Consider the following 11,884-nt stretch of genomic DNA (forward strand, 5'->3'; position numbering starts at 1 on the left):
GGCGAAGACTTTGCGCACAAATCCCGGTGAACGGCATCGTCAGCCGCGATGCCTAAGCCTTCGAGACGGGGAAAACCATCGAAACGGTCAGCCCCGGACAGGCGGTATTCGTGGCATCCGTGTCCGACAGCATCAGCGATCCGCCATGCAGCTCCATCACGGCCTCCACCAGCGACAGGCCGAGCCCGGTTCCGGGTTTCGAGCGGCTTTCATCCAGCCTTACGAAGCGTTTCAGCACCTCGCCGCGTTTGTCAGCGGGAATGCCGGGGCCGTGATCGGCGACGGAGAGCACAATGGCCTCCGGCTCCCTTACCAGACGCACAACGAGCTTTTTGTCGCCTTCGCCCTCGCAGGCATATTTCATGGCGTTGTCGATGAGGTTGGAGAGCGCCTGGCCGATCAGCTCGCGGTTGCCCTTTACCGACAGGTCAGCCTCTATTTCGGCCTCCAGCACAAGCCCGGCATCCTCGGCCACCGGCTCGTAGAGTTCGGCGCTGTCGGCGGCAATCGCCGAGACGTCCACATCGGTCATTTCGGCGGCAATTGAGCCTGCCTCGACGCGGGAAATCATCAGCAGCGCGTTGAAGGTGCGGATAAGCTGGTCGGATTCGGCGATGATGCCTTCAAGCGCGGCGCGCCGTTTCGTCTCGTCATTGTCGTCAAGCGCTGCGGCCGCCTTGTTGCGCAGCCGCGTCAGCGGCGTCTTCAGATCATGGGCGATATTGTCGGAGACCTGCCGCAGGCCTTCATTCAGCTTTTCGATGCGGCCGAGCATGGCGTTGAGCGAGCCGGACAGGCGGTCGAATTCATCGCCGGAGCGGCCCTGCGGCAGGCGCTGCGAAAGGTCGCCCGCCATGATCTTCTTGGTCGCCGCCGACATGCGGTCGATGCGTTTCAGCGCGTTGCGGCCGATGCCGAACCAGATGAGCAGCGCGCCGCCGCCCATGATGGCGAGCGCCACCATCAGCGCATTGCGCACCAGCGCCCGGAACTTGGTGGGTTCGCCGAGGTCGCGGCCGATCAGGATGCGCAGGCCATTGTCCAGCATGAAGACATTGGCGGTGGCCAGATGCTGCACGCTATCGCCGCTTTCGGAGTAACGCTCGTAACGGAAAGGAAAACCGGTCCAGCCTTCCTTGTCGAAAACGCCCGGCTGCACCGAAGCGACGTTGCCGGCAAGGATTTCGCCATTCGGCCCGGCGATGACGTAAAGGCTCGCCCCCGGCTGGCGGGCGCGGCGTTCCATCATTCGCAGCAGCGGATTGATGCCGCCGCGATTATAGATGCGCTGCACATCCGAGACTTCCTGAAGCACGGCATCGCGCGTCTGCTGGTTCAGCAGCCGTTCGGAAAGGGCGGTGACATAGAATACCAGGAAGGCGGCGCAGAGCGCAAACAGCAGAATATAGAGCGCCGAAAGGCGCACTGCTGTCGACCGGAACACTATTCTGAGGCGGGCCATTTTCGCCAATCAGCCCTCGTCCTTCATCATGTAACCGGCGCCGCGAATGGTCTTCAGGAGCGGCTTCTCGAAGTCCTTCTCGATCTTCGAGCGCAGGCGGGACACATGCACGTCGATGACATTGGTCTGCGGGTCGAAATGATAGTCCCAGACGTTTTCGAGAAGCATGGTGCGGGTCACGACCTGGCCGGCATTCTTCATCAGATATTCGAGCAGGCGGAATTCGCGCGGCTGCAGCAGGATTTCCTTGCCGTTGCGGCGGACATCGTGGGACAGCCGGTCGAGTTCGAGATCGCCGACCCGGTAGATCATGTCCTGCTCGGGCTTGCCCTTGCGGCGGCCCAGCACCTCGATACGGGCGAGCAGTTCGGAAAAGGCATAGGGTTTCGGCAGATAATCGTCGCCGCCGGCGCGCAGGCCGGTGACGCGGTCATCCACCTGCCCCAGCGCGGAGAGGATCAGAACCGGCGTCTCGATGCCGCGACGGCGCAGCTCGCTGATGACGGAAAGCCCGTCGCGGCGCGGCAACATGCGGTCGATCACCATCACGTCGTAAGCGTTCTCGCAACCCATGAACAGGCCGCTCTCACCGTCGCTCGCATGGTCGGCGACGATCCCGGCTTCGCGGAACGCCTTGGTCATATAGGCCGCAGCCTCGAGGTCGTCTTCAATGACAAGAATCTTCATGTGCGGGACAATAGCGCCCTCGCCCTTTTCCGCACAACCGGAAACAGATGCGACAGACATTTCCTGAACCTTGTTTTCCATGAGGTTTCCTCCGAAGACCTGGTCTCTGGCACCTTTGCGCTTCAAGACGGAGCGAGCGCCCAGGGACTGGGCGAGTGCGGCTGGGTTTCTTCTCCCCGCCGGGGAGAAGGTGGCCCGAAGGGTCGGATGAGGGGGCAAGCGCGCAGTCTCTAGCTACCCTTGCCCCCTCATCCCGCTGCCGCGACCTTCTCCCCCACGGGGAGAAGAAACAGGTGGCACGCGCTCGTTCCATATGTTCTGTCCCGTCCTACAGGCGAGACACATTCCTTGACGACGCCGGCTCCCGAAAGAACCGGCATCGCCTTTCAACCTATCAACCCTGGTCGATATCCAGAGCGATGAAGCGGCTGCCATCGTCCGTCTGGATCTGGAACAGCGCCTTGGAGCGTCCGTCCTTCTTGGCCTGTTCGAGGATCTTCTCGATATCGGCGGCGGAAGCGACCTGCTGGTTGTTGACCGAGGTGATCTTCTCACCCGTCTTCAGGCCACGGGCAGCGGCATCGCTGTCGGGATCGACATCGGTGATGGCAAGGCCATTGCCGTCATCGGCGGGCGCAACCGTCAGGCCGAGGCTGGAGAGCACCTTCTCGCTGGAGGACTGGCCGCCCTTATCGTCGTTCTGGCTCGGTGTCGCCTTGGAAGCATCGTCGCTGGCGAGATCGCCGAGCGTTACCGTGACAGGCTGCGACTTGCCGCCGCGCCACAGCGAGATTTCAACCTTGGTGTTGGGCGCCATGCCGCCGATGCGGCGCGACAGGTCGCGGGCATCCTTGACGGGCTCGCCATTGACGGCGGTGATGATGTCGCCCTGCTTGATGCCGGCCTTGTCGCCCGGTGAGCCGGCCTGCGGCGAAACGACGAGCGCGCCGCTGGCTTCGGAAAGGCCGAGCGATTCGGCTATATCCTTGCTGACGGGCTGGATCTGCACGCCGAGCCAGCCGCGCTCAACCTTGCCGTCCTTCTGCAGGTCGGCGATCACGTCCTTGGCGACCGATGCCGGAATGGCGAAGGCGATGCCGACATTGCCGCCGGACGGCGAGAAGATGGCCGTGTTGATGCCGACGACTTCGCCGTTGAGGTTGAAGGCGGGACCGCCCGAGTTACCGCGGTTCACGGCGGCGTCGATCTGCAGGTAGTCGTCATAGGGGCCGGAACCGATATCGCGGCCGCGGGCCGAGATAATGCCGGACGTCACCGTACCGCCGAGGCCGAAGGGGTTACCCACGGCGACGACCCAGTCACCGACGCGGATCTTGCTGTCATCGGCGAACTGAACATAGGTGAACTTGCGGTTCACATCGACCTTCAGCAGTGCCAGATCGGTGCGCGGATCGCGGCCGACGAGCTTGGCGTCGAGTTCGGTACCGTCATTCATCACGATCGTATAGGCGGAGCCGTCATCGACGACGTGGTTGTTGGTGACGATGTAACCGTCTTCGGAAATGAAGAAGCCGGAGCCCTGAGCGACGGGGCGCAGCGGACCCTTGCCGTCACGGTGGCGGTTCGGGCCACGGTCGGAGCGATCCTGGTTGGGGCCGCCGAATTCCTTGAAGAAGCGCTTCAGCGGATGGTCGTCCGGCAGCTGGTCGAGGCCACGGCCGCCGAAATTGAAGGAGAAATTGCTGCTATCATCGGAAGCGGGCTGCACGTTCGACTGCACGCGAACGGAGACGACGGCGGGCGACACCGCATCGACCACATTGGCGAAGCTCGGAACCTGCGGCGCATTCACCTCGACGGGAGCGGCAAACGAATGGAGGATCGGTGCGGCGATGCCAGTGGAAAGCATCAGCGCCGCAAGGCCGCCAACGGTCGTGGCCTTCAAAGCCGTCTTCAGCGAGGAATGGCCGTTTTGCGAATGAGACATGGTGTACCTTCTTTCTTCATTCAGACTGGAGCCCGTTTGACCCGGGGGAGAAGCGGTGGATGATGAAGATATAGGAGGCGACACCTTACGGCGAAGTGTCTGACGAATGAAAAATCCGTAATGTTGAAAAAGAACCGGGGAGAAAAATGAAAACCGGTTATTTTTCAATGAGATTGCGAATTCTCTCTTCTTCGTCCGCGCTCAGTTTCTGTGGCTGTTCCTGGGTGGCGCGACGGCGCGAAAAGACGAAGACGGCGAAAATTCCCGCAAGGGTGAGACCGATGGGCGCACCCCACAAAAGCACGGTACGCAGGCTGAGGCGCGGTTTCAGGAGCACGAACTCGCCATAGCGCGACACGACATAATCGATGACGGCCTTGTCGCTGTCGCCCTCGACCAGCCGTTCGCGCACCAGAACCCGCAGGTCACGCGCCAGCTCGGCATTGCTGTCGTCGATGGACTGGTTCTGGCAGACCATGCAGCGGAGCTGAGACGTGAGGTTGCGGGCGCGCTGCTCCAGCACGGGGTCTTTCAGCACTTCGTCCGGATTGAACGCGAAGGCCGGAGAGGCTGCTGCGAAGATGAGGGTGAGAATAAGAGCGAGCCTTGCCACTCTCTCCCTCATTCCTGTTCCCCGGAACAAGGCCGCACTCATTCCGCCGCCTCCGGCATTGCAGCCCGCACCGGCTTCGCCTTGCGGTTCGGCGCTCCGACCCGCAAACGCCTGTCCGAGAGCGAGATGAAACCCCCGGCCATCATGAACAGGGTGCCGCCCCAGATGCACAGGATGAAGGGTTTCCACCAGATGCGCACCACCATGCCGCCATCGGCCATGGGGTCACCGAGCGAGACATAAAGCTGGCTAAGGCCGAAGGTCAGGATGCCGGCTTCCGTTGTCGGCATGCGCCGCGCGGTATAGAGCCGCTTGGACGACCAGACATCGGCCACCTCCACCCCCGCCTTGCGCACGGTGAAATGGCCGCGATCCTCGGTGAAATTCGGGCCGACGGCGTGGCGGACGCCATCGAAGGTCAGGCTGTAACCGCCCGCTTCCGCCGCCATGCCCTCTTTCATTTCCAGGACTGTCTCGGTCTCGAAAGTGGTGACGATGACGATGCCGAGCACGGTGATGCCGAGCCCCATATGCGCCAGTGCCGTGCCGAAGGCCGAACGCGGCAGGCCCTTCAGGCGGCGAAACGCTATACCGAAGGCGAGCTTGCCGAAATTGGCGCGATACCAGAGATCGGCGAAAGCGCCGAAGATCAGCCAGAAACCGGCAGCGATGCCGAGTGCGGCCAGCACCGGACCGCCATTTTCGATGTACCAGAGCGTCAGCCCGGCAAGCGCCGCAAGCGCTGCCGCCACATAAAGCCGCTGGAAGGCTCCGAGAAGATCGCCGCGCTTCCAGGCGAGCATCGGCCCGAAAGGCGTGACGATCAGGATCGGAATCATCAGCAGGCCGAACGTAAGATTGAAGAAAGGCGCGCCGACCGAGATTTTTTCGCCCGTCAGCGTTTCCAGAATGAGCGGATAGAGCGTACCGATCAGCACGGTCGCGGTCGAGACCGTCAGGATCAGGTTGTTGAGGACAAGCGACCCTTCGCGCGAGATCGGCGCAAACAGGCCACCGGCCTTCAGGGAAGGTGCACGCCATGCGAAAAGCGCAAAAGCGCCGCCGATGAAGACGGTCAGAATGCCGAGAATGAAGATGCCGCGGCTCGGATCGGTGGCGAAAGCATGGACCGAGGTCAACACGCCGGAGCGGACGAGGAAGGTGCCGAGCAGCGACAGCGAAAAGGTCATGATCGCCAGAAGCACGGTCCAGATCTTCAGCGCCTCGCGCTTTTCCATGACGAGCGCCGAATGCAGCAGCGCGGTGCCGGCAAGCCACGGCATGAAGGAAGCGTTTTCCACCGGATCCCAGAACCACCAGCCGCCCCAGCCGAGTTCATAATAGGCCCAATAGGAGCCCATGGAGATGCCGGCGGTGAGGAAGGTCCATGCGGCGAGCGTCCATGGCCGCACCCAGCGCGCCCAGGCGGCGTCGATGCGTCCTTCCAGCAGCGCCGCAACGGCAAAGGAGAAGCAGACGGAAAAGCCGACATAACCGAGGTAAAGCAGCGGCGGATGGATAGCGAGGCCGAAATCCTGAAGAATGGGATTGAGGTCCTGCCCCTCGGCGGGCACCGGCTCCAGCCGCAGGAACGGGTTGGAGGTGAGCAGGATGAACAGCAGGAAGGCGACCGAAATCCATGCCTGCACCGCAAGAACATTGGCTTTGAGCGTTTCCGGCAGGTTGCGGCCGAATGCGGCGACAAGCGCGCTGAAAAACACCAGAATCAGCAGCCACAGCAGCATGGAGCCTTCGTGGTTGCCCCAAACGCCGGTCAGCTTGTAGATCATCGGCATCAGCGAATGGGAGTTTTCCCAGACATTGCGCACGGAAAAATCCGAGACGGCATAGGCTCGCGTCAGCGCCGCGAAGGAGAAGGCGACCAGCAGGAACATCAGGACCGAGCCGAGCGAGGCGACATCCATCAGCGCCCGGTCGTTGCGGCGCGCGCCGATGACCGGCAGCGTCGAGACGATCAGCCCCACACCGAGCGCCAGAACCAGAACATAATGGCCGATCTCGTTGATCATCTGGTCGCTCCGGTCTTGTCGGAAGAAGCTGCGCTGGCCGCTGGCGTTGCGGCGGCTGGTTCTTCGCCCTCCCCCGCATGCTGCCACAGGCCCTTGTCCTTCAGCCGGTCGGCCACTTCCTTGGGCATGTAGTTCTCGTCGTGCTTGGCCAGAACGCTGTCGGCCACGAAACCGTGGGTCGCGGCATCGAACATGCCTTCGGTTACCACGCCCTGCCCTTCGCGAAACAGATCGGGCAGGATGCCGGTATAGCTGACCGGCACGTTCGCTTCACCGTCGGTCACCGTGAAGCTCACCGTGCGGCCCTCGCCGCGCTTGATCGAGCCTTCCGCCACCAGCCCGCCGAGGCGGATGCGGGTGCCGGGGTTGACGGGCGTTTTCTCCAGATCGGCCGGCATGTAAAAATAGGCAATGGACTGGCCGAAGGCGAACATGACCAGCAGCACGGCTGCAACGATGAAGCTCATGCCGCCGCCGATGATCGCCAGGCGTTTCTGTTTGCGGGTCATTGCGTCACTCCCTGCGGCGCGGCATCCTGCTGCCCGTTCATGCGGATCGGTCCGGCCGAAACGCCCAGTTCCTTGGCCAGCGCCAGAAGCTGCCTGCCCTGCTCGCCCTCCGGCGGGAAGGCCTTCAGCCCCGCCCGCAGCGCCTCTCCGGCCTTGGCTTCGTTCTTCAGCACCGAATAGGCGCGAACGAGACGCATCCACCCTTCGAAATCGGCCGGGTTTTCCTTCAGCTTGGCGTCGAGGCTCGCCACCATGCCCTCGATCATTGCCTGCCGGTCGGTCGCCGTCATGTCTTTCGCCGCCGCCATGTCCTCAGCGGTCGGGCCGGGTGCGGCAGGGGTCGCCGCGCCGCCGGTCCGGGCGATATGTTCGCGCACCAGCGGCAGCCACGGCGCGCCGGCCGGTGCATCGGCCGCCAGCGCGGTGAAGGCAGCGCGCGCTTCCTCGGCCTTGCCGGCCTGTTCCAGCGACAGCGCCAGATAAAAGCGGGCGCGCGGATTGCCGGGCTTCAGCTCTTCTGCCTCAGCAAAAGCAGCACGTGCGGCCTCGATGACGATGCCGTCATTGCCGGCCACCAGCGTTTCGCCAAGGCCAGTCAGCCGTTCCGGGCTCGGTCCCAGAATACGAAGCGCATTGCGATAGGCAAGCTCGGCATCGCCAAGCCGTAGTGTCTTGAAATAGATCGGCGCGAGAATATCCCAGCCGGCGCCGTCCTCCGGGTTCTGCGCCAGATGCCGTTCCGCCCGGGCGACCAGCAGGTTCATGTCGTTGCCGGGCTTTTCAAGACGCGCCTCGAGCGGCATGTCCGGCACTTCCGGACTGCCGTTCCAGATGTAAAGACAGAGACCGAGCGCGGGCAGCAGAACCGTGATGAGGCTGGCGGCGAGATTGTGCCGGCGCGGCCGGGTTTCTTTGCCGGATTGATCTTCCGCTTCGGCGGCGGCCAGAAGCCGGCGGCCGATTTCGGCGCGGGCATAATCCGCCTCGGTGTCGCCGATGAGGCCGGCGGCGCGTTCGCGGTCCAGTTCGGCCAGCTGATCGCGATAGACGGCGACCTCACCGTCGCGGCGCGTCTGCGGCGCCTCGGTCTTCCGCATCAGCGGGTACATCAGGACGATGGCGACAGCCGCCGTCAATATCGCAACGACAATCCAGAACATAAGGCTCAATTACTCGAATGCGCGGCACATGGAAACATGAAGCGCGGGGATGACGTGAATTTGAGACATCACGCCGCACCGCAGGCCATCTCCCGGCTGCACCGCCATGCCTCTTCTTGTCATCGCAAAGGGCCCGTGACCTTGATTTACGTCAAACTATTTCAAGTCAGCGGCGACCAGCTTCCATCGGCATTGCGGCAGGCCGCACCGCGCGCCCTGGTTTCGCGTCCGTCGACCGTCAGGGTGTGGGAATATTGCCGGCAATTCTGGTTGCCGACCTGATAGGGCGCATTGGCGACCACCTGCCCCTTGGCGTCATCGCCGGTCCACGACACAGGCGTGCCGACGGGGGCCGTTTCCAGCGCCTTGTATTCGGCTTCCAGCGCCTTGGTCTGGTCACCCCTGTCAAGCTGCACGCCGCTTCTCCCGACGATGCCGCCTTCCAGATTGGCAAGGAACGGCGTCGAGGGCTGTGCAGAGCGGCCGAACAGGCCGCCGCCCGCCGGGCGGGTGCCCGTGGTGGTGCAGGCGCTCAGCATCGATACGCACAGGATCGAGAGAAGTGCCGGGCGTGACACCAGCGAACGCATTGTCACGGAGCGGCAGCCATCATACACGTCAACCAAACCCTGTCCTCTTTCCTACCGCATTGCACCCAATATAGTGCCATTGAATTTCTTGCCTTTTTTCTTGCCTCACGCAAGCTCTTTCGAAAGGCCCGGCAAAATCAGATCGGCTTTCAGCCCGCCGATGGCGCTGCGCGACAGCGAAAACCGGCCATGGTACTCTGACACCACCTCGGAAACGATCGACAATCCGAGGCCCGTGCCCGGCCGGCTCTCGTCCAGCCGCCGCCCGCGCTTCATCGCTTCGCTGATCTGTTCCGGCTCAAGCCCCGGTCCGTCGTCCTCCACCGTCAGCTCCACCCAGGAACGACGGGCAATTTCCGCATCGGAGGATGGGTGCGTGCCGGTCGCAAGCGTGATGACCACACGCGTCTGCGCAAAACGCGCGGCATTTTCGAGAAGATTGCCGACGACCTCTTCCAGATCCTGCTGCTCCATACCGAGCACCGCGCCGGGCTGCTCGAAATTCAGCACGAACTGCTTGTCGGGGTTCAGGCGACGCATCACGCGCACCAGCCGTTCCAGCGCCGGTTCCGCTTCCACGCGGGCAAGGATCGAGCCGCGCTGGGCGGCGATGCGGGCGCGGGAGAGATAGGATTGCACCTGCGCCTGCATGGCGTCGGCCTGCGCCCGCACCAGATCGCCATGCTGCGGTTCCAGCGTGCGGGCCTCGTTCAGAAGAACGGCGATCGGCGTCTTCAGCGAATGCGCGAGATTGCCGACCTGCATGCGAGCGCGCTCCACGAGGCGGCGATTGCTGTCAATCAGCGCATTGACCTCATTGGCGAGCGGCTGGATTTCACGCGGGAATTCGCCTTCGAGGCTTTCCGCCTCCCCGCCCCTGATCTTGCCGAGCGCGACGCGAGCCTGATCGAGCGGTCGCAGACTGTAGAGAATGGCAAGACCGTTGACGACCAGACTGCCGACACCGAAAACGGCGAGCGCCAGATAAAGGCTGTTGGAGAAATCGCGCACATCGTCTTCCACGACGTTCAGATTGCCGGAGACACGGAAACGCGCCGCGCGCCCCTCGCCATCCAGCACCACTTCGGTTTCCGCCACGCGCACCTGATTGCCGGCCTCGTCGGTGACGGCATAAAAGCGCTCATAGCGATTGTCGAAGGGCGCATCGAGAATGCTCGGCACCGGCAGGGTGGAGACGCCGAGCGACGATGATACCAGCGGCGCGGTCTGGAAATTGCCGAGCGGCTCGACAACCCAGTACCAGCCGGTATCGGGCTGCGAAAAGCGCAGATCGCCGAGCTGCGGGCTGCCGGCCAGCGTGTTCTCGTTGGAAATCGTCACGGAATTGATGACGTTATAAAGCTGCGCTCTCAGAAGATCGGTGAAGCTGCGCTCCACCCCCTGCCGGTAAAGCGTCGAGATCACGACGGCGATCACCACCAGCGCCAGCACCGACCAGAGCGAGGCGAGCAGCAGAACGCGGGCGGTGAGGGAATTACTTCGCATCTGCCGGCGCTTGCATCCGGTAACCGAGACCGCGGATCGTCTCGATCAGATCAACACCGAGCTTCTTGCGCAGACGGCCGACAAACACCTCGATGGTGTTGGAATCGCGGTCGAAATCCTGATCGTACATGTGTTCGACCAGCTCCGTGCGCGAAACGACCTCGCCCATGTGGTGCATGAGATAGGACAGCAGCCGAAATTCGTGCGAGGTGAGCTTCAGCGTCGTACCGTTGACGGTGGCCTTGGAAGACTTGGTGTCGAGCCGGACCGGGCCGCACACCAGTTCGGAAGAAGCATGGCCGGCGGCGCGGCGGATGAGCGCACGCACGCGGGCAAGCACTTCTTCCACATGGAAAGGCTTCGTCACATAGTCATCGGCACCGGCGTCGATGCCGGCAACCTTGTCGCTCCAGCGGTCGCGGGCGGTGAGGATAAGCACCGGCATGGCCTTGCCGGCCGCACGCCATTTTTCAACGACGGTGATGCCGTCGAGCTGCGGCAGGCCGATATCGAGGACGATGGCGTCATAGGGTTCGGTATCGCCGAGATAGTGGCCTTCCTCGCCGTCGAATGCCTGATCGACGACATAACCGGCTTCTTTCAGCGCATCGGTCAGCTGACGATTGAGATTGGCATCGTCCTCAACAACGAGAATACGCATTGTCCGCCCTTTCCTGTATCCCGGCCCGCAGGCGCGTCGCCGGTCATGCTAAATGTGTCGGATTGTTTTCCGATATTTCGGCGATGCGGGCAAGCTACATCGGCACGCGCATCGTCACCTTGCGCGGGCGTTCGCCATTGCCCTGGACGAGAACGGTGACGACACAGGACTGACCGTCACCGGAAGGATAGACCGAAAGCAGCTGACCGCCGGTTTCGCGCACGACGCGGGCGACGGCTGCGCCGCAATCGCTCGCCGCCAGAATGTAATGGCCCTGCAGATCAGCCTCGGGCGCCGTGAAACCGGAAAGCCCGGCTGCAAGCGTCGCGATGATGAGAGGTGATGCCATTCTACAAACTTCCAAAAACCGGGTGCGTCTCGAACCGTATTCTGACCGAATATGTAGCGCAAAGCGTCTGAATGGCAAATGAATGCCGCCCCCGCCGCATGGGTGCAAGGCGGGAACGGCGTCGTCGCGGGCGCTGTCAGCGAATGGCGCTGGTCGCCGAAAGACGGCCGTAAAGTGCGACCAGGCCACCGATTCCGCCCGCAACCGTCACCAGCCCGTCCGCAAGTTCTCCTTGCAGACCGGCGGGCAGATCAAGGCCGGCGATGCTGAAAAGCGGTGCGAAAACCGCAACCAGGGCGCCCCAGATCGTGCGCGATTGATACCATGCTTTGGTACTATCCATAGTCTCATCCTTTGCGTTGTTTTTCA

The 11,884-nt window shown here is 62.8% G+C and carries 12 protein-coding genes; all 12 read right to left on the reverse strand.

Annotated features, from left to right (window positions below; translation table 11 throughout):
* Window positions 1-52: 52 nt before the first annotated feature.
* A complete protein-coding gene (locus ACQZ5N_RS18090) occupies window positions 53-1,462 on the reverse strand; it encodes a sensor histidine kinase (protein ID WP_448733734.1) in 1,410 nt (469 codons plus the stop codon).
* 9 nt (window positions 1,463-1,471) lie between these two features.
* A complete protein-coding gene (locus tag ACQZ5N_RS18095; protein WP_031233368.1) occupies window positions 1,472-2,230 on the reverse strand; it encodes a response regulator transcription factor in 759 nt (252 codons plus the stop codon).
* Between the two features lie 313 nt (window positions 2,231-2,543).
* On the reverse strand, window positions 2,544-4,097 hold the full coding sequence (locus ACQZ5N_RS18100) for a Do family serine endopeptidase (RefSeq protein WP_448733689.1): 1,554 nt from the start codon (window positions 4,095-4,097) through the stop codon (window positions 2,544-2,546).
* A 157-nt stretch (window positions 4,098-4,254) separates the two neighbouring features.
* Window positions 4,255-4,722 (reverse strand): cytochrome c-type biogenesis protein, encoded by a 468-nt coding sequence (locus ACQZ5N_RS18105; RefSeq protein WP_448733690.1) that lies wholly within the window; start codon window positions 4,720-4,722, stop codon window positions 4,255-4,257.
* 26 nt (window positions 4,723-4,748) lie between these two features.
* Entirely contained in the window at window positions 4,749-6,740 is a 1,992-nt protein-coding gene (locus ACQZ5N_RS18110; RefSeq protein WP_020808641.1) for a heme lyase CcmF/NrfE family subunit, read from the reverse strand.
* Entirely contained in the window at window positions 6,737-7,249 is a 513-nt protein-coding gene (ccmE, locus tag ACQZ5N_RS18115) for a cytochrome c maturation protein CcmE (protein ID WP_078054252.1), read from the reverse strand. Before ccmE ends, ACQZ5N_RS18110 begins: the two co-directional genes overlap by 4 nt.
* Window positions 7,246-8,409 (reverse strand): c-type cytochrome biogenesis protein CcmI, encoded by a 1,164-nt coding sequence (gene ccmI, locus ACQZ5N_RS18120; protein WP_448733691.1) that lies wholly within the window; start codon window positions 8,407-8,409, stop codon window positions 7,246-7,248. The genes ccmE and ccmI overlap by 4 nt, the downstream gene beginning before the upstream one ends.
* 161 nt (window positions 8,410-8,570) lie before the next feature.
* The gene (locus tag ACQZ5N_RS18125; RefSeq protein WP_031233367.1) at window positions 8,571-8,999 is read right to left on the reverse strand and encodes a membrane protein; all 429 of its coding nucleotides are present in this window, start codon (window positions 8,997-8,999) and stop codon (window positions 8,571-8,573) included.
* Between the two features lie 105 nt (window positions 9,000-9,104).
* Window positions 9,105-10,505: a sensor histidine kinase gene (locus ACQZ5N_RS18130; protein ID WP_003521230.1), complete on the reverse strand. Its 1,401-nt coding sequence runs from the start codon at window positions 10,503-10,505 to the stop codon at window positions 9,105-9,107.
* Window positions 10,495-11,166, reverse strand: a complete 672-nt coding sequence (locus tag ACQZ5N_RS18135; RefSeq protein WP_003509815.1) for a response regulator transcription factor — start codon at window positions 11,164-11,166, stop codon at window positions 10,495-10,497. The genes ACQZ5N_RS18130 and ACQZ5N_RS18135 overlap by 11 nt, the downstream gene beginning before the upstream one ends.
* A 94-nt stretch (window positions 11,167-11,260) precedes the next feature.
* Window positions 11,261-11,515 (reverse strand): hypothetical protein, encoded by a 255-nt coding sequence (locus tag ACQZ5N_RS18140; protein WP_003497070.1) that lies wholly within the window; start codon window positions 11,513-11,515, stop codon window positions 11,261-11,263.
* A 136-nt stretch (window positions 11,516-11,651) separates the two neighbouring features.
* Window positions 11,652-11,858, reverse strand: a complete 207-nt coding sequence (locus tag ACQZ5N_RS18145; RefSeq protein WP_035262738.1) for a hypothetical protein — start codon at window positions 11,856-11,858, stop codon at window positions 11,652-11,654.
* Between the last annotated feature and the right edge of the window lie 26 nt (window positions 11,859-11,884).

It is taken from the genome of Agrobacterium sp. 22-221-1 (genome assembly GCF_053522445.1).